Source organism: Streptomyces sp. NPDC045022 (assembly GCF_056432605.1).
The window spans coordinates 1-18,410 of record NZ_JBWKIR010000055.1; the positions used below are offsets into that span (position 1 = coordinate 1).

General features: G+C 69.2%; 20 protein-coding genes and 6 pseudogenes. 14 read left to right on the forward strand and 12 right to left on the reverse strand.

The genetic code is table 11. From position 1 onward, the window contains the following. A pseudogene (locus AC07C1_RS40250) lies at window positions 1–320 on the reverse strand (transcriptional regulator); the annotation flags it as partial. Window positions 321–563: 243 nt separating this feature from the next. Between AC07C1_RS40250 and AC07C1_RS40255 the strand changes: the two are divergent. The 3 genes from AC07C1_RS40255 (at window position 564) to AC07C1_RS40265 (ending at window position 1,506) form a co-directional block, all read left to right on the forward strand. Continuing rightward, window positions 564–821 (forward strand): hypothetical protein, encoded by a 258-nt coding sequence (locus AC07C1_RS40255; protein ID WP_478947078.1) that lies wholly within the window; start codon window positions 564–566, stop codon window positions 819–821. 194 nt (window positions 822–1,015) lie between these two features. Beyond that, window positions 1,016–1,213 carry a YlcI/YnfO family protein gene (locus tag AC07C1_RS40260; protein WP_478947079.1) on the forward strand — a complete coding sequence of 66 codons (198 nt, stop codon included), beginning with the start codon at window positions 1,016–1,018 and terminating at the stop codon, window positions 1,211–1,213. Beyond that, window positions 1,210–1,506, forward strand: coding sequence for a hypothetical protein (locus tag AC07C1_RS40265; protein ID WP_478947080.1), 297 nt, complete (start codon window positions 1,210–1,212; stop codon window positions 1,504–1,506). Before AC07C1_RS40260 ends, AC07C1_RS40265 begins: the two co-directional genes overlap by 4 nt. Before the next feature lie 328 nt (window positions 1,507–1,834). Here the strand turns inward: AC07C1_RS40265 and AC07C1_RS40270 are convergent, their stop codons facing one another. Further along, window positions 1,835–2,218, reverse strand: a complete 384-nt coding sequence (locus AC07C1_RS40270) for a hypothetical protein (protein WP_478947081.1) — start codon at window positions 2,216–2,218, stop codon at window positions 1,835–1,837. A 138-nt stretch (window positions 2,219–2,356) separates the two neighbouring features. Here AC07C1_RS40270 and AC07C1_RS40275 point away from each other — a divergent pair. Together AC07C1_RS40275 and ku are read left to right on the forward strand one after the other, a co-directional pair. Continuing rightward, window positions 2,357–2,755, forward strand: a pseudogene (locus AC07C1_RS40275) (MFS transporter); the annotation flags it as partial. Between the two features lie 311 nt (window positions 2,756–3,066). Further along, window positions 3,067–4,158: a non-homologous end joining protein Ku gene (gene ku, locus AC07C1_RS40280; RefSeq protein ID WP_478947082.1), complete on the forward strand. Its 1,092-nt coding sequence runs from the start codon at window positions 3,067–3,069 to the stop codon at window positions 4,156–4,158. A gap of 43 nt (window positions 4,159–4,201) precedes the next feature. On the opposite strand, the gene AC07C1_RS40285 is transcribed toward ku, so the two are convergent. After that, window positions 4,202–4,411: a DUF6207 family protein gene (locus AC07C1_RS40285; RefSeq protein WP_478947083.1), complete on the reverse strand. Its 210-nt coding sequence runs from the start codon at window positions 4,409–4,411 to the stop codon at window positions 4,202–4,204. Between the two features lie 335 nt (window positions 4,412–4,746). Then, window positions 4,747–5,100: a DUF6233 domain-containing protein gene (locus tag AC07C1_RS40290; RefSeq protein ID WP_478947084.1), complete on the reverse strand. Its 354-nt coding sequence runs from the start codon at window positions 5,098–5,100 to the stop codon at window positions 4,747–4,749. 65 nt (window positions 5,101–5,165) lie between these two features. Here AC07C1_RS40290 and AC07C1_RS40295 point away from each other — a divergent pair, with 65 nt between their 5' ends. Both AC07C1_RS40295 and AC07C1_RS40300 read left to right on the forward strand, forming a co-directional pair. After that, on the forward strand, window positions 5,166–5,384 hold the full coding sequence (locus tag AC07C1_RS40295; protein WP_478947085.1) for a LexA family protein: 219 nt from the start codon (window positions 5,166–5,168) through the stop codon (window positions 5,382–5,384). Further along, a complete protein-coding gene (locus AC07C1_RS40300; protein ID WP_478947086.1) occupies window positions 5,381–5,581 on the forward strand; it encodes a hypothetical protein in 201 nt (66 codons plus the stop codon). Before AC07C1_RS40295 ends, AC07C1_RS40300 begins: the two co-directional genes overlap by 4 nt. A 13-nt stretch (window positions 5,582–5,594) precedes the next feature. Here the strand turns inward: AC07C1_RS40300 and AC07C1_RS40305 are convergent, their stop codons facing one another. Then, window positions 5,595–5,837: a hypothetical protein gene (locus AC07C1_RS40305; RefSeq protein ID WP_478947087.1), complete on the reverse strand. Its 243-nt coding sequence runs from the start codon at window positions 5,835–5,837 to the stop codon at window positions 5,595–5,597. 132 nt (window positions 5,838–5,969) lie between these two features. Between AC07C1_RS40305 and AC07C1_RS40310 the strand changes: the two genes are divergently transcribed. Further along, window positions 5,970–6,359, forward strand: a complete 390-nt coding sequence (locus AC07C1_RS40310; protein ID WP_478947088.1) for a hypothetical protein — start codon at window positions 5,970–5,972, stop codon at window positions 6,357–6,359. Between the two features lie 186 nt (window positions 6,360–6,545). On the opposite strand, the gene tpg is transcribed toward AC07C1_RS40310, so the two are convergent. Both tpg and tap read right to left on the reverse strand, forming a co-directional pair. After that, window positions 6,546–7,103, reverse strand: coding sequence for a telomere-protecting terminal protein Tpg (gene tpg, locus AC07C1_RS40315; RefSeq protein ID WP_478947089.1), 558 nt, complete (start codon window positions 7,101–7,103; stop codon window positions 6,546–6,548). Between the two features lie 12 nt (window positions 7,104–7,115). Beyond that, window positions 7,116–9,302, reverse strand: a complete 2,187-nt coding sequence (gene tap / locus AC07C1_RS40320) for a telomere-associated protein Tap (protein ID WP_478947090.1) — start codon at window positions 9,300–9,302, stop codon at window positions 7,116–7,118. A 160-nt stretch (window positions 9,303–9,462) separates the two neighbouring features. Between tap and AC07C1_RS40325 the strand changes: the two are divergent. The 3 genes and pseudogenes from AC07C1_RS40325 to AC07C1_RS40335 all read left to right on the forward strand — a co-directional run. Next, window positions 9,463–9,639 (forward strand): annotated as a pseudogene (locus AC07C1_RS40325) (DEAD/DEAH box helicase family protein); the annotation flags it as partial. A gap of 94 nt (window positions 9,640–9,733) precedes the next feature. After that, window positions 9,734–10,120 carry a hypothetical protein gene (locus tag AC07C1_RS40330; protein ID WP_478947097.1) on the forward strand — a complete coding sequence of 129 codons (387 nt, stop codon included), beginning with the start codon at window positions 9,734–9,736 and terminating at the stop codon, window positions 10,118–10,120. Further along, entirely contained in the window at window positions 10,068–11,147 is a 1,080-nt protein-coding gene (locus tag AC07C1_RS40335) for a helicase-related protein (RefSeq protein WP_478947091.1), read from the forward strand. The genes AC07C1_RS40330 and AC07C1_RS40335 overlap by 53 nt, the downstream gene beginning before the upstream one ends. Here AC07C1_RS40335 and AC07C1_RS40340 read toward each other — a convergent pair. Further along, window positions 11,131–12,768, reverse strand: coding sequence for a diguanylate cyclase domain-containing protein (locus AC07C1_RS40340; RefSeq protein ID WP_478947092.1), 1,638 nt, complete (start codon window positions 12,766–12,768; stop codon window positions 11,131–11,133). The two genes, AC07C1_RS40335 and AC07C1_RS40340, sit on opposite strands and share 17 nt — an antisense overlap. Before the next feature lie 629 nt (window positions 12,769–13,397). After that, a pseudogene (locus tag AC07C1_RS40345) lies at window positions 13,398–14,245 on the reverse strand (IS3 family transposase); the annotation flags it as partial. Between the two features lie 96 nt (window positions 14,246–14,341). On the opposite strand from AC07C1_RS40345, the pseudogene AC07C1_RS40350 reads away from it, so the two are divergent. Both AC07C1_RS40350 and AC07C1_RS40355 read left to right on the forward strand, forming a co-directional pair. Further along, window positions 14,342–14,693, forward strand: a pseudogene (locus AC07C1_RS40350) (ISAzo13 family transposase); the annotation flags it as partial. Window positions 14,694–14,940: 247 nt separating this feature from the next. Beyond that, the gene (locus AC07C1_RS40355; RefSeq protein WP_478947093.1) at window positions 14,941–15,324 is read left to right on the forward strand and encodes a hypothetical protein; all 384 of its coding nucleotides are present in this window, start codon (window positions 14,941–14,943) and stop codon (window positions 15,322–15,324) included. Between the two features lie 234 nt (window positions 15,325–15,558). Here AC07C1_RS40355 and AC07C1_RS40360 read toward each other — a convergent pair. Further along, a protein-coding gene (locus AC07C1_RS40360; RefSeq protein WP_478947094.1) for an IS5 family transposase occupies window positions 15,559–16,442 on the reverse strand; the annotation gives its coding sequence in 2 pieces (ribosomal slippage) (window positions 15,559–16,049 and window positions 16,049–16,442; 885 coding nt in all). Window positions 16,443–16,447: 5 nt separating this feature from the next. Here AC07C1_RS40360 and AC07C1_RS40365 point away from each other — a divergent pair. Next, on the forward strand, window positions 16,448–16,735 hold the full coding sequence (locus AC07C1_RS40365; RefSeq protein ID WP_478947095.1) for a hypothetical protein: 288 nt from the start codon (window positions 16,448–16,450) through the stop codon (window positions 16,733–16,735). A 45-nt stretch (window positions 16,736–16,780) separates the two neighbouring features. On the opposite strand, the gene serS is transcribed toward AC07C1_RS40365, so the two are convergent. Beyond that, entirely contained in the window at window positions 16,781–17,737 is a 957-nt protein-coding gene (gene serS / locus AC07C1_RS40370) for a serine--tRNA ligase (protein ID WP_478947096.1), read from the reverse strand. Window positions 17,738–17,841: 104 nt separating this feature from the next. Continuing rightward, window positions 17,842–18,135, reverse strand: a pseudogene (locus tag AC07C1_RS40375) (hypothetical protein); the annotation flags it as partial. Window positions 18,136–18,410 lie beyond the last annotated feature (275 nt).

Consider the following 18,410-nt stretch of genomic DNA (forward strand, 5'->3'; position numbering starts at 1 on the left):
AAAGATCCTCGGGTGGAAGACGCCCGCTGAAGTCTTCGAGGAGCAACTACGCTCGCTTCAACAAGTCGGTGTTGCATCGACCAGTTGAACTCGCCGATGTATCCGGCGCTGGCGGCCCGCCTGTATAGGGTTTCGGCGCCTTCTCGCATTCCGGGCAGCCTGGTCAGGGCCCGTGTGTCGCCGGCATTGGCGGCCTGCTGGTGGAGCATTTCGGCGCTTTCCCGGTCCCCGATCAGAACCCGCACCCGCGCCAGGTGGGTGAGGGCCTCGGTGTGTCCGGCGTCGGCGGCCTTGCGCCAGAGACGATCGGCCCATTGCAAACGCTGCCGACGATCGGCGCTGTGGGTGAGGTTGTGAAGGTCGTCGGGGTCGGTGAGATGGGTGTGGGCAGCACGCCGCAGCGGCGCTGGGCGCGTACGCGACCGACCAGCGCGCCAAGGTAGACGCCCTCGCCTCGGTGCTCGAGGACATCGCCGCCCACGGCTACCCGTCCCCCGAGACGGGGGTCCTGTGGGAGGACGCCCGCGACGACCACCTGCAGCGCCTCGCCGGCGAGCAGCCTCGTGTCGCCTGAGCATGCGCCGCGCCGGTCCCAGGTCGTCCTGGTGGAACCCGCGCTGAGCCAATTGCAGAAGCTCACGGCGGCCGAGACACACCGCCTGGACCGCGCAATCGTCGCCATCAGCGCCAACCCAGACCTGGGCACCCCGGTACCCGACACCCTTCTGCGCGACTACGTCGACGTCATCGACAGCGTCCGCGTCATCTTCTACGCCTCGACGTACGCGACGATCGTGATCTGCCGGAGAGCGGTGACGTAGTAGGGCCTTGTGGCGTGCTCCGCCCACTGCCTGGAGGCCTTGTGAGGCGCTGCCTTGGACGCGGTCTGGTTCCTTGATGCTCGCGCGGGTGGCGCCTATCGCCCCGGTACCCGATGGGATGGTCCGGGTGCGGGTAGCACTTCAGCCGCAGTCTCCTCTTACGGTGCCGGGTCGTGGTGGCTACGATTGCCACCATGTCTGTCACCACGATGACCCTGCGGATCCCCGATGACCTCGCGCCCTCGATCAAGGCAGCCGCCTTGGAGGCCGGCCTGAGTGTGAACGCGTACGTGGTGCGTGCCGCGCGCCGGGCCGCGACCCTGGACGCCGGGCGGCAGCTTGCCGCGCTCGGGCTCGGTGACGACCTGGCGGGCGAGGGCGACACCCTGTGAGGCGTGGTGAGGTATGGACGCTGCCCGATGGCCGCAACGTCCTGATCATCAGCCTGACCGGCCTGGAAGAGTCCTACGGCGCCGTGCTGGTGATCGTGCTGCACGAAAGCGGCCGGTTCCCGGACACGGCCATGTCAGTGGTGATCGACACCCCGATCGCGTGCACCGCCGTCGCGGTCAACATCGTCCAGCTGCGGACCAGCCGGTTCGACGGCGCCAAGCTCCTCGGCCCCGTCGACACGGCGGTCATGGCTCGCGTCGATCAGGCCCTGCGCGCCGTCCAGGACCTCTGAAGCACGGCCCCCGCTGCGGGGATGGCCCCGGGGCGTTGATCATCCAGCTCCAGGCAGAGCTGTGCTCCCCGTGCCCGCGGGGACGGTCCCAGTTCGACCGCGTCCTTGATCCGGAGCTCGGCGAGTACGCTCTCGTGCTCGACGTCGCGCTGGAGCTCATGATCGGCGTGTGGCAGGAACTGCCGCTGCACGAGCCCACGTCGAAGGCCTCACCCGGCTCATGCGGGACGCCATCGGCACCATCGGCGCGGGCAGTGGGACCGGGGAGGGGAACTGCTGTCACTGCGGCGGGACCGGCCTGGCCCGTCCGCTGTGGAAGCCGTCGTTCTCAGCCGGCCACGACGTCGCGTAGTTCCCGTACAGCGCGCTCGCGGTGGTGCTGAGCTGGAATCGCCTCATACAGATCCTGGGCGCGGCGGCGGACCAGGCCGGTGCGGTAGTCCGCGGACAGCACCGTCAGGGCGTCGACCGTACGACGGCACGCCTGCTCGGTGTCGCCCTCGTGATGGGAGCACGCCGCCGCGTCGATGTTCAGCAGGGTGCGGGTCATGGTGCTGGTCGGTGCGGACAGCTCCACGGAGCGCTGCTGGCTCTCCCGGGCGCGCCAGGTGTCCCCGAGCGTGGTGAACGCGTGGCTGAGGTGGACGTGGTGCTTCTGCTCGCCGTACGTCAGCCACCTGTCCGACCGTTCGCTCTCGGGGAGCCGGACCATGAGGGTGTCGGCGGCGGCCAGCGCCTGGCGGGCTTGCTCGGGCTGGTGGTTGAGGGCGTAGGCGACGATCGCCGCGTGGTCGGGCTTGGTCTTGGACAGCTTGCGCCGGAAATGGATCCCGATCTCACCGCGTCGGCTAACACGGCCGCCACGGCCTATCTGCCGGATCTGCTCGGCCGCGACCCCGCGCTCTTGGAGCGAGCCAACTCTCGCTTGCGCGGAGCCCAGACCGCCATGTCCGGCTTCGCGGGGCCGCCTGCGGGCAGTGCGCTGCTCGCGCTCGGGCGGGCGGTTCCGCTGCTCGCCGACGCGGTGTCGTTCATGCTCTCGGCACTGCTCGTACGGTCGCTTCCCGCCATACCCCGGCCCGTGCCGGAGATCCGCGAGTCGCTGCTTCGGCAGGCGCGGGCCGGGGCCTCGTACGTCTTCCGGGACCGATTGCTGCTCGGGCTCGCGCTCCGCCCGGCGGTCGGGAACGTCGCCTTCCTCGCTGTGGAGACCGTCCTCGCCCTCTTCGCGCACGACCGCCTCGGCATCTGGGATGACGTGAAGTGCTTCTTCGATCCGGACCTGATGGGATCGCTACCGGACGTGAGTGTCCCCGATGCCTCGAGGACACCTCTGCCGCCCAGCCCGCCGGCAGAACCGGGTCCGGTACGGGGGCGGCGAGCATCGGCTCGGGCAGCGTCCACGTCATGTCCGATGCCCTTCCACCCCGGCCGGCCGCCGTTCGGGTGCCTGCCCCGGCGGCCCAGCGGGCGCGGTACGGACAGGGGTGCGAGCGTGGAGACAACAGGGTGTGACCCCGGCACCTGTGCATGCCGGGGCGGAAGGGACGGAGCACGATCATGGCTCGTGCGATCTGGACAGGCGTGATCACCTTCGGGCTCGTCACCGTCCCCGTTGGCCTCTACACGGCGACCGAGGACCACACCGTCCACTTCCACCAACTGCAGCGCGGCACCTCCGACCGGGTCCGCAACAAGCGGGTGAACGAACGCACCGGCGACGAGGTCGACAGCAGCGACATCGTCAAGGGCTACGAGCTTGACGAGGGCCAGTACGTCGTGGTCGAGCCCGACGAACTGGACGAGATTGCGCCGGGCCGTTCCCAGACCATCGACATCACGGACTTCGTCGACCTCGACCGGATTGAGCCGGTCTACTTCGACCGCACCTACTACATCGCCCCGCGCGGCAAGGAATACACCAAGGTCTACGAGCTGCTGCGTGCCGCCCTGGCGGAGGCGAACAAGGTGGGGGTCGCCACCTTCGTCATGCGCAACAAGCAGTACCTGACCGCGCTGCGCGCGGAGGACGAGGTGCTGGTATTGCAGACGCTGCACTGGGCGGATGAGGTCCGCGACCCGAGCCAGGAGCTACCCGAGCTCCCCTCGGGCCGGGCGGGGCGGGGCAAGCAGCTGGACATGGCGCTGCAACTGGTCGACGCGCTCAGCTCCGACTGGGATCCCTCCCGCTACCGCGACACCTACCAGGAGAAGGTCCGCGAGCTGGTGGAGGCGAAGGCCGAGGGCCAGGAGATCGCGGCGGCCGAGGAGCCGCCGGAGGCGACCAACGTGATCGACCTGATGAAGGTCCTCGAAGGCAGCCTTCAGGCCGCCCGCTCCGGCCGCGGCGACAAGGAACCGGCAGGCGAGCGGAAGGAGACGGCCGCGCCGCGCAAGGCGCCGGCCCGGTCATCGGCTGCAGGTGCGTCGGTGAAGAAGCCGGCGCGGAAGGCTCCGCCGAAGAAGGCGGGTGCGGCGCGGGCCCGCGACCGGGGTGCCGGCGGCAAGAGGGAGCTGCAGAAGCTGAGCAAGGCGGAGTTGTACCAGCGGGCGACCGAGCAGGAGGTGCCCGGCCGGTCGAAGATGAGCCGGGAGGAACTCATCGACGCCCTCGCCCGCAGCGGCCGCCGCCGCAAGAAGACCGCCGCCTGACTGCTGCCGGCCGCGCATCACGGTGCCGCACGGCTCAGCGACGCTACGAACCGAGCTCTTGGCGCACGTCCAGGTAGAAGCGCAGCCGGACGCCGGGCTCGCTGGGTGCCCGGGTCGTGGTGTCCGCGGTCGCGGTTGCCCACCGCCCGGCGAGCAACTCCTGGACCGCGAATGCCGTCTCGTCATCACAGGCCGCGACCTCGACGACGGCCAGGCCCGGCTCTGCCACATGCACTTCGCTGATCGGCTTCATGCCAGGCACCACGCGTCGGCACCGCCCGCAGTTCTCCCCTCCTGGCGTATTCACCCGACCGAGTAGGGCCACCTTGGGGCAACGACGGCCAGCGGCGCTGGCCACGCCCGGGGAGCTCCGAACATACAGGCGCGCGGGAATGTCCGCCGGGCGAGTGTGGTTGAACGAGCTGTGATGGTGAAGGGAACAGTGTCCCCGGGCCTCATCTATCGCATGCGAGGACGATCGTTCGGCTGAAGCCTCGCATTGCCTTTCGCCGCGTAGGCGACCGCCCTTCACGATCACACCCCTTGCGAGTTCGCTCCGGCCAGCATGCTGGCCGGAGCGAACTCGTTTCAGTCGGTGCCGAGGGCTGTGTCGGGTCGGCAGTGCACGCACGGCGGCACCCCGCTTCGGAGCGCGTCGAGGGCCTGCTCGTGCGTGGCCGGACGGCAGCGGCCGCTCCTCTTCGCAGCCCAGCAGCCACCGACGTGAATCGAGTCGACGTTGTCCCGGTTCAGGCCGTACTGGATCAGCCAGTCCGCAGGGGTCGGCCGCATCTGCTCACCCTGGCGCCGCTCCGCCTCCCGCCGCTCCTCCTCGGCGATCCAGCGGTCGATGAGCCCCAGCTGCCGGACGGCCTGCTGCTCGAGGACCCGCCGGGCGAAGCGCAGCGCGTCCAGACGCGAGAGCGGCTGCTCACCACCCACCTGCACCTCCCGGCTTGCCGTGTCTTCGTTTGCCCACAAATTCGAACAAGCGCTCTAATCGAAGTATGCACCGCGTCGACTACCTCACCGACACCCAGCAGCGCATCCTGCGCTGCATCCGCCAACACATCGCCGACCACGGCGAAGCGCCGACGATGCAGCAGATCGGCGCGGCTGTCGGCATGCGCAGCCGCGCCTCCGTGCACTACCAGCTCGGCGAACTGGAGGCGAAACGCGCAATCGTCCGCGAGCCGGGGCGATCGCGAGGGATCCGCCTCGCATGACCGGCGCCGGCCGCTACCACCTGCTGCTCACCTCCGACGGCCGGCCGGTGCAACACGGCTGGTGGGCCCGGGAGGAGGTGGCGCGGGACAAGTTCCGCCGCTGGGTCGGCGAGTACGGGAGCATGCCCGGCGCTCGCGTCAGCCTCTCCGACGAGGAGACGGGAGAGGTGCTGGCCACCTGGCCCGACGACCGGTAGAGGGCTGCGCCGGCTATTCGGCCGACGGATCCTCTTGAGTGTGCCGGACGGCCTTTTTCACGGCCTGCTCCAGCTCATACCGGTTGCTCTCGGTAGCCTCGGCGTGCGCCGTGACGGCGGCCTGCACCTTCTCGGACGCCTCGCGCCAGTGGCGCCACTGGGCGTCGTACGCCTCACCGGTCAGACCGGCGAGCTTGGCTCGCTCTTCCTCAGCCAATTGCTCCAGCTTGACCAGCTCATCGGGGACCTCTGCCACGGCACGGATCGTAAGCGGCCCGCTGCGCGCGCCGACGATCGGACTTCCCCCCCGATCGGGTAGAGCCGCTGCCGACTGCCGCGCGAGCCGCCTGCGGGAGCCGCTACGGAGGCCCTGCTGCGCTGCGGCGGCGTGTTCGGCGCCATCCGTATCAGCGACCGCCTGGTCCACGCCGCGGCCGCAACCGACGACCTGCCGGCCGTTGACCGGTTCCTCTTCACGGCTTTGCAGGGCGGCCCGGTGTTCCTGGACCGGGTGACCCGCCGCTACTACGTCCTCGTCGGCCCGACCACCGGCCTGCGCCAGGAGTGGCAGCACGAGCGGGACGACGCGGCATATCTGGGCCGCGGCCACCATCTGGCAGTCCCGGCGGTCGACGCCACCCGCCCGGACGCCGGCCGCAGCTACTGGTGCGTGGAGATGGGCGGCGCCGGGGAGCTGGCCGCCACAGACGCCGTCTCTCAACTCGTCCAGCTCGGCCGCTCACGGATCGCACACGGTGAGAAGACACCTGGTGGGTGAGACGGTGTCGCCTTGGCCACCGAGCTGTCGCGGTGGCCCGGCGGCCGTGCCCTGTACGACCCCAGCGTCGGCGAACCGCGCACACCAGGCCCGGGGATTGCCTGCCGCTTCCACTATTCCGGCGACACTCCCTGACCACAGGCCCGGCACCCGTATGAATGCGCCATGTCCTCCCCCCTTGACCGGCTACAGCTCGAACTCGAGGTCGAGGAGGTCGGTGAGTTCTACTTCGAGGCCGTGGGCGCGCCGGCCGTTGTCGCGGAAGTAGACCTCGCCCAGAGCCTCGGCGGCGACCTGTCGGAGCTGGTCCTCGGTGTAACCGGCCTCCCGGGCCTGGAAGAGGCGTGCGGCGTGGTCGGGCGGCAGTGCGAGGGTGAGGTGACGCACGCGGGCGTCGTCGGTGCTGCCGGGGGCGGCGGTGTAGCCGAACCGGGCGCGGACATCGATCATGATGCCGCCGGTGGTGGCCGCGGCCTGCTTCGCCTTGGCCCTGATCTGCGGCTGCCAGCGTGCGCGGACCTCACGCTCGAGGCGGTCGGCGAGCTCCGGTCGGGGCTTTTTGATCTGGTTCTTCACATAGCGTTCGACGGTGCGCTGGCTGACGCCGAGCAGCTCGGCCACCCGCCGGGTGCTGCGCTGGTGCTGTCTGACCAGGTAACGCATCTGCGCCCCGGCGGACTTGGGCAGGGGGCGCGTGAACGCGCCCTGCACCGCCGTGTCGAGTCCTTCGCCGACCGTGACCATGCCGCGATTCCCCTACTCTCCGGTGTCCTTGGCGGTGACCTCGCCGGTCTTGATGTAGCGGGCGAGGTTGGCGACGTGGCCGTCCCCGGCGAGCTGTTCGATGACGTTGGCGCCCCACAGCACGCTCTGGGTGCCTTCGTGCTTGACCATTCCGGGGGAGACGCCGAGCCGGAAGCTGCCGGGCACGGTCTTGCCGTCGGCGTCGTAGGGCAGGACGTCCAGTGGGCTGGGCCCGTCGGCGGCGTACACGGCGCAGTCCGAGAGGACCGCGACCGGATACTGCCCGGTGGCCGCGGCCAGGTGCAGCATCTTGCGGTGCATGTTGATCCGGGCCCGGGAGATCACCGTGGCGCGGATGTCCGGCCGCCACGTCGGCCGGGACAGAGCGGGCCACGCCTGCCCCGGCTTCCAGCCTCCGCCGCGCGCCTTCTCCCGCAGCTTGCCGATGCCGCCCTTGACGGTCATCTTGACCGCATCCACGACGATGCCCAGCTCACGGTCACGGCTCTTGTAGCCGTCCATCGCCTTGAGGAACTCGTGCGGGGGCAGCTTCTCGGCGACACCCAGCTCCTTCATGGTGGCGACGTAGGCGTCGCGCAGCCGCTTGTACCAGCCGTCCAGGAACCGGCCGCTCTCGGAGCGCACCCACGCCTCCACAGGGGCCACCTCGTAGCCCAGTTCCACCGCGTAGGCCAGGGTGGGGGTGGCGTACCAGGCCGGGCCCTCGGGGCGCTGGCCGGTGGGCGTGAACGGGCTGGGAAGCAGGTCGCCGTCGAGGTCGCGCCACTGCTTGCCGACCTTCACCCGGTTCAGGTCGACGTGGGAGAGGTCGACCAGCCAGGAGCCCGGCAGCGCCGCATCGAAAGCAGGATTGGTGACGTGCACCGGCGGCGAGGCAAGGCCGACGACGGCGCCGTTGGCGGCCGCGCCGAAGGCGAGGTTGACGTCGATGCCGACCAGGTGGCGCTTCATGCACTCCTCGTCGGTCAGGTCCCGTGCCCAGTCATAGGCCTCCTCGAACAGCCGCTCGCCGGGGCCACGCACATGGAACCGCGGCAGGTGCGCCAGGACGGGGTGCCCGTCGGTCGCCTCGCACGGCGCCGGGTCCATCGGTTCCGTGCCCAGCGACCCGGGCCGGTGTTCGGTGTGCCTTCTGCCGTCGGCGTCCGGTGCGCTGGCGCGGGTGGGTGGGTTCAGCGCGGTCATCAGCTGCAGCCCAGTGACGGCCGTGGACCCCACCGGTGTCATCACCCGCACCGCATACACGCCCAGCACCCGGGCGAGCTCCGCCGGCTCGAGCTGGGCGGCATGCCCCCACGCGCGGCCATCGAGGGCGCGCCACGAGGGGATGCACAGCTGCACGCACTGCCGCCGCCCGCCGTGGGCGGGGCGGTAGATCCGCGCCCACGGCCCCAGCCCCCGCTTGGTCAGCTTCCACTCGGCCCGCTCAAGCTGCTTGATGACCTTGTGCCCCTCCGGCAGCCGCCCGGCAAGCCGCTCCTCGTGCGACAGCTCGGCGGGCAGGCCGTAGCGCTCGCACGCCGCCTCGGTGAGCACCAGCAGCGGATCGGCATCCTTCCCCGAGCCGTGCAGCCGCTCCGCCCCGAGCTGCGCCTCGGTGAGAGTCCATTCCACCAGCGCGGGCAGGGACTTGGCGGGCACGTCCACGATCAGTCCGCCGATGCCGTAGCCGGTCACATTCCGGTCGGTGTCGGCGTCGAGGACGAGCAGCGGACCGTGCGGGTACGCGCCGCCGGCCGCGGCCGGGTTCGTCGGGGCCGCCTTCTTCGCGCCCGGGCGGCGCGAGGCCGTCGCCGGCCGGGATGTCGCAGCCGGGGCGGGAGTAGGAGCGGGAGTAGCGGGCGCGGTGGTGTCGGACGCGGCCGGGGCCGCAGCATCGGGCTCCGGGCCCGTGGGCGGCGCAGCGGTGTCTTCCTGCGAGGCACCGGCGCTCTCAGCGGCGGGGTAAAGCTGTGCGAGCTGCTTGAGCAGGCGCGCGTACGCCTCCCGCTGCGGCGGACGCGGCTCGGTCTTGCCCGACTCCCAGTCGCCGATGGTCGCGCGCCGCACGCCCAGGGCGGCGGCCACTTCGTCAAGGGTGAGCGCATGAGCCTGGCGCAGCCGCCTGCGCTCTGTCGGCGGCGGCAGCGGTGACCGGGACGCCACCAGCGCATCCACCGCATCGAACAACTCGGACATGAAGCACCTCCGACCTCACCCTAACCCACGAAACATACTGAAACCGAACGTTCAGCGTACCTAGTCCGTGCATTCAGCGTACGAGGGGAGTCCTGGGGTGTACGGTGCCCGCACGGAAGGCCCACTGGCACCTTCCGCTTCGGGATCGAGGAAGAGCTGAATGACTGTGGCCGCTGTTCCCGCACAAGGCCGCCCCGGAAGGGCGGTACTCCATCCCGACCAGGCCGAGGCCGTTTCCCGCCTGGCACGCCACCTGCGCCACCCGGGGACGCGGGGACTGTTCGTGTCGGCGACAGGGACCGGGAAGACGCTGGTATCCATCCGCGTCGCGGACGGACTCCGCGCGCGGCTGTTGCTGTTCGTGGTGCCCACCCTGGATCTGGCGGCGCAGACCGCGCTGTGCCTGGCGGACGGACGGCCACAACGAGCACATGGTGATCGTCTCCTCCCTGGACACGAACGCCCGAGAGGATCTGGTCGCGGCCCGTGTCATGTCGACGACCAGCCCGCACGCGCTGGGCGGGCTGATGTCGGTGGTGGGGGAGAACGAGGACCAGATCCCGGCGTTGACGGTGATCTGCACCTACGACTCCCTGAACAAGATCGAGGAAACCCAGAACACCGGGTATGCGGTGCCGCCGTTCGACCTGGCGGTCATGGATGAAGCCCATCGGATCGCGGGACGGGCCGACAAGAAGTGGGCGATCGTCAACGACGCCAAGCGCATCCGCGCCGACCGCCGTCTCTATCTTCGCTGCCCCGGAGTTGGCGGAGTCCGCCGACCTCATCCGGCCGCGCCGCCGCCGTCCGGCGGGTGAGGAGGTGGACGCGTTCGCCCACTCCATGGACAACGAGGCCGTCTACGGCAAGAAGATCGTCGAATACCCGCTCGCCCAAGCAGTCGCCGACGGACGAGCGGCGGACTACCGGATCGTGGTGCCCACCCTCACCGACACCGACCTGCGCCGCCGCCTGAACCTGCCCGCCCCCGGCACCGCGGCCCCGGCCGGCACCCCAGGCGAGGACGAGAAGGACGACGGTGCGCTGCGCACCACCGCCCTGCACCTATCCGTCCTGCGCGCCATGACCGAGCATGGCCTCAGGAAGGTGCTGGTCTACTTCAACCTGGTCTCCGACGCCCGCCGCTTCGCCCGCGAACTCCCGGACACTCTGCGCCTGCTGGCCAAGACCGATCCCGACCTCGCGCCCGGCGTCGACCCGCAGCTGTTCTTCGCCCATGGCGAGCACACCCGCGCCCAGCGCGCCGACACCTTCGCCGCCTTCGCCGCCGCCGACTGCGCGATCCTCGCCAACTCGAAGCTGATCGCCGAAGGCGTCGACATCCCCAGCGTCGACGCGATCGTCTTCGCCGACCCCACCCGCAGCGTCATCCGCTGCGTCCAGGCCCTCGGCCGTGCCCTGCGCCTGAACGTGTCCGGCAAGACCGCCAGCCTGGTCGTCCCCGTCTACATCCCGCCCGGCGCCGACAGTGAGAACCTCCTCGGCACCGCGTATGAGCCGGTGTGGGCGATCGCCTGCGCGCTGGCCAGCCACGACCACCGCATCCTCGAACGCCTCCCCGACAAGGCCAACCGCCTGCCGAAGGAGACCAGCGACGTCATCGCCCGGCGCTGGCATTTCGACTTCACCGTCCACCCTGAGCGCATCGCCCTGAGGCCATCACCCATCCACCTCGCCATGACCGACCTCATGGCCCGCCGCCTCACCGGTGAAGCCCACCATCTCCTGGCGCGACCCGACACCACGGGATCAAACACCAATTCCGGGATGAAACATCCGGAGAAAACGACCTCTGAGTCCTTTGGCATCACCTTGTCTCGGTGACGGCAGAGGAGGTCTCGCAGCCTGTGCGCGGCTGCCTGTGGTGGATTCGGATGCGGCCCTTTCCTGCGGCTTTGGCTTCGTACATGGCCTGGTCGGCGTTGTGCAGGAGGTCCTCGGGTGTGATCCCTGGTGTGGCCAAGGCGATACCGATGGAAGCCGAGACCCCCGCATCCGTGCTGCGGATGCGGTACGGCTTCGTCAAGGCGGACAGGATCCGCTCAGCTATTTCGTTTGCCGGCGGGCATGATGTCCCCGCCTCTCCCTCCAGCAGGGCTGCGAACTCATCACCGCCTAGGCGGGCGACGGTATCTCCCGCCCGGACAGATGCCTGGAGCCGCCGGGCAGCCTGGATGAGCAGGGCGTCGCCTGTGGCGTGTCCGGCTGTGTCATTGACGGCCTTGAAGCCGTCCAGGTCCAAGAAGAGCACCGCGGGAGGGATGGTATCGGCGGTCCGCTTCCGTAGCGCGTGGGCGACTCTGTCGGTGAACAGCGCGCGGTTGGCGAGACCGGTCAACGCATCGTGGAAGGCCAGGTGCTGGAGTTGTTCCTGCAGTGAGACCCGCTCGGTGACGTCGCGACTGGTGAAGATCAGTCCCTCGGCGTGGTGGCTGATGGTTGACTCCACATGGCGCCATCGCCCGTCGGCGTCGCGAACCCGGCAGGACATGCGGCGGCCCGGGCCGCGAGTGCCTGTCTCGGCTTCCTGCCGCAGGCTCTCGACGGCTTTTTGCAGCGACGCCACGTCCTCCGGGTGGCAGTACAGGGGCAGGCGGGCACCTACGAGCTCCTCGGGCCGGTACCCGAAAACCTGGTGGGCGGCCGGGCTGATGTAGAGGACGCGCCCATCCAGACCGGCGACGGTGATCACGTCGCACGAGCCGTCGACCAGCGTGCGGTAATGGGCCTCACGGGCTGAGGCCTCCTGCGTGATCCGCAGATGGTCGGCGTGGACGACACCTTGCCGGGCCCCGAGCCCAAGAAGTACGGAACCTACCAGCACCGCCATCACCACATCGGTGCGGCCACCGGTAAGAGCGTGGGCCGCCATGACCAGGGCGCAGACCGCCACGGGCATAAAGGCAGCCACCACCCCCATAACAGGGAGTACTCGCTGACCGGCTCCGACGATGCTCGCGCCCCCCGGCATCCATGGTGTGGCGGCGGCAACGAGCAATCCGGTCATCGAACAGGCCGCTGCCAGGGGAATGCCGTGCCATGTGCCTGGCGCGGGTAAAAGGATACGCAGCATGTCGCTCGCGGCCAGGACGATGAGGGCCACGGCCGACGCGATAACTCCTGTGCGCTCCCCGGACTTCACGCCAAAGCACAGGGCCACCAGGAGCCCCAAGACGACAATGTCCGTGACCACCCGTGCGAGACCCATCACCGATGCCGTGATATCACTGCGTTCATCGGCGCGATGCAGCAGAAGCACCCAGCACAACGTGAGCAACGACCCTGCGATCATCCACCCGTCCAAAAGCCGCCGCAACCAAATCAGGGTCGTGCCGCTGTCCGCGACTGCCACCACCAGCCCGGCGACACCCAACCCCAGACACACCGCGATCCCGGCAGCCGCCAGGAATTGGGCCGCGGGCTGGAAGAGATCGGCAGAGCGCACTGGGTACGAAGAGTGCTGACCTGACACAAGGTGATGGAGGCCGCCTGCCGCGACCGCTACAGCCAGCAGCGTCAGACGCAGACGTACCCGCCCCGCGGTCGTCCGGGCCCGTGCAAGGAGGGAAAGGGCGGCTACCGCGTGCGCAGCCGGCACGCCTATGTCGGCTGGCAAGAACACGGATCCCGCCATACCACCGCCGACGGCGGCGGCAACCGCGGAGCCCACGCAGAGGGCCCCTGCCGGCCCTGCCACCTGAAGTGGACCAATCCGGGCGATGTGAAGCGTGCCGTCTCGGCCGGCCCATCCCTGCATCATGCAAACCCCCGGTTCGGCGATCGAGCCCAGAAGGGCAGACGCACCCTTCCGGTACTGCTCGAGTGCGATAAGAGGGTATGAGCATCTACGGCCCCAGCCTCTTGACTGCTTGGGACTTCACCTGAAATAGCGACAGCATCTGTGGCTTGACGCAATCGGCGCCTTCACACCTGGCAAGGCAATCTCTGCGGCTCGTTTCGTCTGACTTCTGAACTTCTGTTGAGGAGAATCGTTTCTCAGGTTCTGGCTTCGTCGTTTAGAGCCGACACCGCCGGTTTGAAGCGCACGGGACTGCTGCACCCGGCCACCTGACCGCGGCGGGCGACGGCGGACTCCAGGGCTCTCACCGCGAGACGGGACTGCATTCGGTCGTCGATGGAATAGCCCACGATGCGACCCGAGAAGGCGTCCTTGACGGCGCACAGATACAGCTTGCCCTCGCCGGTGGGGTGCTCGGTGATGTCCGTCAGCCACAGCCGGTTCGGCCCGTCGGCGGTGAAGTTCCGCCGCACCAGGTCATCGTGGACCGGCGGCCCGGCTTTGGCGTTCTTGCCGCGGCCTCTTCGCTTGCTGAAGGCGCTCCACCAGCCGTTGTCCCGGCAGATCCGCCAGGCGGTCCGCTCGGCCATCGGCTCACCTGCGGCGCGGGCCTCGTCGAGGAGGAACCGGTGACCGAACTCGGGATCGTCGCGGTGAGCGTCGAACAGGTCGTTGGCCCGGTATGCCTCGGCCATCTCGGCGTCGGTGACCGGCCGGGCCAGCCATCGGTAGTAGGGCTGGCGGGCCAGCCCGAGCACCCGGCACGTCACCGCCACCGGCAGCCGGTAAGGGGCATCGGTGGCGGCCAGCTCGCGGACGAGCGGGTACATCATTTTGCCGGCAGGTTCGCCTGCGACAGATACGCCGCAGCCCTCCTGAGTACCTCGTTCTCCTGCTCCAGCAGCCGGATCCGTTTGCGTGCTTCGCGCAGTTCGGCGGACTCATCCGACGCCGCTGGGGGCCTGGCGCCCTCTTCGGTTTCGGCGCGGCGCAGCCACTTCGAGAGCGTGATCGGGTGGACGCCGAAGTCGGCGGCGATCTGGTCCAGGGTGACGCCGGGCTCGCGGTTGTGCGCGACCCGCACGACGTCCTCGCGGAACTCCTTCGGATACGGCTTGGGCACTGCAACATCCTTCCAGGCCGCCTCTCAGCAAGCCAGGTCAGGTGTCACCGAACCCTGCAGCAGTCCCCATGGGACCGATTGGCAGCCTGCTGACCGGTCCTGCTGAGTGTCATCTACCTCCGACACGTGTGCTCGCCGAACCTGCTGGCCGAGCTGCTGGGCCTATGCCAACGGACCATCAGCCCTTCCATAAGGAGGTTCGACGTCTCCTTCAGGAACACAGCATCTCCTCACGCCCACCACGCTGTGTTTCTCAAGCAGCAAGGAGATCGAGGACTTCGTACGCACCGGCGCCCCGTCACCGCCCGGGCTCCAGCTCACACACCAAGTGACCGACCCGGCCCTGACCGGGACGGACCGCGCCGAACTCCCCAGCCTCATCGATCAGTTGTCCCCCACACCAGCTGACTCACGTCGCCGCACCCCGCCCAAGTGGGCGAGGCGGCGCGGGCGCAGCTGCCCGGAGCGGGCTCCCGGGTCTTGCCTGGTAGACGGCTACTGACACCAGCTGCAAGTGGTGGAGCGCCTGAGTGCTGGACTGCGCCCGTCTCGCCTCGTTCACTCCTAGTGCGCCCCCCGATGGACTATTAGTCACATTGCATCCGTCTGGCTACATAGGGTTGCCTAGGCCTGGCACAGCCAGGCGCGGCCGCGGTCCTGGAGAAAGTGGTCTCTCTTCTGCCATGGAGGTTTCCATGCGTCCGACCCATCGCCTCACAGCCAAGATCACCGCTGCCGCCCTCGTGGCCGCAGGCAGCCTTCTCGCTCTCCCGGCAGCCTCGGCGGCCCCCGCCCACACCGCCACGATCGCGCACACTCAGTCCACCGCGGCAGTGACGGGCTCGGTGAGCATCGGCCTGACGACCGGCGGCACGATCACGATTCCCGGCGCCCAGCTCACCAGCGGCGTCACTCTCAACACCGGCATCCAGGTATCGGCAGTCACCACCGTGACCAACCACACCAACGCCACACTGGTCTTCTCCGGCGGCGGCGGCACCAGCATCACCGTCGCGTCCGGCGCCTCGGTCAGCGTGAGCACGCTGACCAACGGCACCCTGAAGATCCAGGTCGCATAGCGGGCAGACACCCCAGGCCGGCGGTTTCCGGGGAAGAACACTCCTGGAAACCGCCGACACCTGCGCAACTGAACTCCGGTATCGGGGAGCACCAACGGCATCCGATACTGATCCAGCACACACTCGCTCGCCTCGGGAGCACGACTGAGGTGCCCCCTGTGGTGTGGACACTCTGATGGCGGATCTTGATGGTCCGGGAAGATGGTTCACACGCAGGGCGGATATAAGTTCTGGTCACAGCCACTCGTTGATGGCTGCGACCAGCACTGTCGCTTCGTAGCGGACGGCGAGTTTGTCGTACCGAGTGGCGACGGCTCGGTGGCGTTTGAGCCGGTTGATCCCGCACTCGACCGCGTGCCGCTGCTTGTAGTCGTCCTTGTCGAACGTCGGCGGTCTCCCGCCACGCGATCCGCGCTTGAGGCGGTTGCGGCGGTTGCGGACACGGTCTGCCGGGACCGGGATGGTGGCTTTAATCCCGCGTCTGCGCAGGTAGGAGCGGTTGCTGCGGGAGTCGTACGCCTTGTCGGCGCGCACCCGATCGGGGAGCTTGCGTGGCCTGCCACGTCCTGGCCTCGGAACCCGGATGGCTTCCAGGACCGCTTCGAACTGCGGGGAGTCGCCCCGCTGCCCGGCCGTGATCACGACGGACAAGGGCTTCTGGCCTTGCTCGACCGCGAGGTGGATTTTGCTGGTCAGTCCGCCGCGGGATCGTCCGAGGCCGTGGTCGGCCGGCTCGACGAAAACGCCGCCGGGCGGTTCCTTCTGCAGCTCCCCCTTTTCGCCGCTCCGGCGGCGTGCTGATGGGCCCGGCAGACGGTGGAGTCGACGTTCACATCCCAGGTGATCAGGCCCTTCGCATCGGCCTCGGCTTGGAGCTGGGTGAGGATCCTCGCCCAGGTGCCATCCCGCTGCCAGCGCCGGAACAGGTCGTAGACCCGGTCCCACGGCCCGTAGCGTTCGGGCACGTCCCGCCAGGGGGCACCGGTGCGGGTCCGCCACCGTATGCCGTCTATCAGCTGCCGCCGCGTCCACACCTGCGGCCGCCCCGGCTTGATGCCCCGCGGCAGCAACGGCTCCAGCCGGGCCCACTGGCCGTTCGTCAGATCCCCACGTCCCACGACAGATGATCATGAACGAACAAGATCCACTTTCGCAACAGACCCTAGTCCTGCTCCTGGCCACCGCCTACGCCGACGGCCACGACGCCACCACCCTGTTTACCCAGCACCCCACCGCTGCCGGAGTCGCCGACGAGCAACTCGATGCGGCGCTGGCCGCGCTCTCAGGGTTCTTCCCCACCTCCGGCGGACAGCCCCCAGCAGACTGGTCACCGCACATTCGCCAGCACCAGACGTGGTGTGGGGAGGCCACACTGCGATGGCTGGCCGACCGGCGTGGCTGGACATTCTGAGCTCAGGGACACACATTCAGTGCACGACGGTCGACCCGCTCGGCGTCAGGCCGACACCGGTGCTGCCAGGACGCCGCTCGGGACCCACTTCCGAAGGACGTCCGGGACCGCCACGGTGCCGTCGGCCTGCTGGTGCTGTTCCAGGAGCGCGGGCACCAGGCGGCTGGTGGCCAGCCCCGAGGCGTTCAGCGTGTGCACGTACGCCGACCTGCCCTGCCGGGGCCGGAAGCGGATGTTGCCACGCCTCGCCTGGTAGTCGCGGGCATTCGACACCGAGCTGACCTCAACGTACGAGCCGACGCTCGGCAGACACACCTCGACGTCGTAGGTCTTGGCCATCGCTGCGCTGGTGTCTCGGGCCGCAAGCCGCGTGATCCGGTAGTGCAGGCCCAGCTCGCTCACCAACTCCTCAGCCCTTCCGAGGAGGTCCTCGTGCGCAGCGTCGGAGGTGTCGGGGTGGGTGAACTGGAACAGCTCGACCTTGTTGAACTGGTGCCCTCGCAGGGTCCCCCGCTCCGCCGTGCGATAGCCGCCGGCCTCCTTGCGGTAGCACGGCGTGTACGCGACGTACCGCTTCGGCAGCTCGGCCTGGGGCAGCGTCTCGTCCCGGTGGAGATTGACCAGGGCGGTCTCCGCGGTCGGCAGCAAGAACCGCTCCGGGCCTTGCTCTCCCTCCTCCAGAGCGAAGACCTCGTCGGCGAACTTCGGGAACTGGCCGGCCGCATAGCCGGCCGCGAACGTCAGCACGTGCGGCGGTAGCACGAACTCGTAGCCGTCCTGCACATGGGCTTCGACGAAGTAGTTCAGCAGCGCCCACTCGAGGAGCGCACCGTTACCCCGGTAGAGCCAGAAGCCGCTGCCGCCGAGCTTCGTACCCCGCTCGTAGTCGACCAGACCGAGGCGCCGGGCGAGCTCCACGTGATCCTTGGGCCTGAACCCGAACCCCGGGCGTCGCCCGACTTCGCGGACGACCTCGTTGTTCTCCTTGCCTCCGGCCGGCACGTCCGCGTCGGGCAGGTTCGGCAGCGGATCGAGGAAGGCTGCCGGGTCTGTTCCAGTTCGGCGAGCCGCGTCTCGGCGGCGGTCAGTTGCTCGCTGACGGCTGTCGCCTCCGGGTGCAGGTCCGCCGCGCCCTCACCAGCCCGTTGCCGCTTCGCGATGTCGCCCGAGATCCTCTTGCGGTCCCCGCGCAGGCGTTCTACCTCGGTGCGCACCTGCCGGTAGTCGTCGTCCAAGCGCAGGAACGCGTCGAGGTCGACGTGGACCGCCCGCTTGGCCAGCGCCTGCCGGACGTAGTCCGGGTTCTGGCGAATCAGGGTGACATTGATCATTCTGCCGGTGCTCCATTCGATCAGCCGTCGTGACGTGATCCCTTGGGAGCGCGGGCGAGAAAGGGGCATCTCGCGGTGTCACCGCGCCTTCGCCACCACCATGTGGTGGCCTCATTCACGACCTGGTCACGGGGTCAACCGGCGGGGCATTGGGCCGTCCATGAAGCCGGCCGTTCCTCCCCGCACTCGGGAGTGGATTCGCCCTGGGGCGCGAGGCTGCCTTCCCAGCTGCCGACAGCTCTCTCCGCTCTTCTGGAAGGCATGATCGCCGAGGCCGCTCGCCGGGGACAGACGGACTTGTCCCTGGTCAGCGTGGACTCCACTACGGCCCGCGCCCACCACGA

Coding starts and splice junctions, on each gene's coding strand:
- AC07C1_RS40270 (WP_478947081.1), bottom strand. CDS start 2,218: ATGGTCCGGCTCCCCGAGAGCGAACGGTCGGACAGGTGGCTGACGTAC.
- ku (WP_478947082.1), top strand. CDS start 3,067: ATGGCTCGTGCGATCTGGACAGGCGTGATCACCTTCGGGCTCGTCACC.
- AC07C1_RS40295 (WP_478947085.1), top strand. CDS start 5,166: ATGCACCGCGTCGACTACCTCACCGACACCCAGCAGCGCATCCTGCGC.
- tpg (WP_478947089.1), bottom strand. CDS start 7,103: ATGGTCACGGTCGGCGAAGGACTCGACACGGCGGTGCAGGGCGCGTTC.
- AC07C1_RS40260 (WP_478947079.1), top strand. CDS start 1,016: ATGTCTGTCACCACGATGACCCTGCGGATCCCCGATGACCTCGCGCCC.
- AC07C1_RS40285 (WP_478947083.1), bottom strand. CDS start 4,411: ATGAAGCCGATCAGCGAAGTGCATGTGGCAGAGCCGGGCCTGGCCGTC.
- AC07C1_RS40300 (WP_478947086.1), top strand. CDS start 5,381: ATGACCGGCGCCGGCCGCTACCACCTGCTGCTCACCTCCGACGGCCGG.
- tap (WP_478947090.1), bottom strand. CDS start 9,302: ATGTCCGAGTTGTTCGATGCGGTGGATGCGCTGGTGGCGTCCCGGTCA.
- AC07C1_RS40355 (WP_478947093.1), top strand. CDS start 14,941: ATGCGTCCGACCCATCGCCTCACAGCCAAGATCACCGCTGCCGCCCTC.
- AC07C1_RS40330 (WP_478947097.1), top strand. CDS start 9,734: ATGGTGATCGTCTCCTCCCTGGACACGAACGCCCGAGAGGATCTGGTC.
- AC07C1_RS40365 (WP_478947095.1), top strand. CDS start 16,448: ATGATCATGAACGAACAAGATCCACTTTCGCAACAGACCCTAGTCCTG.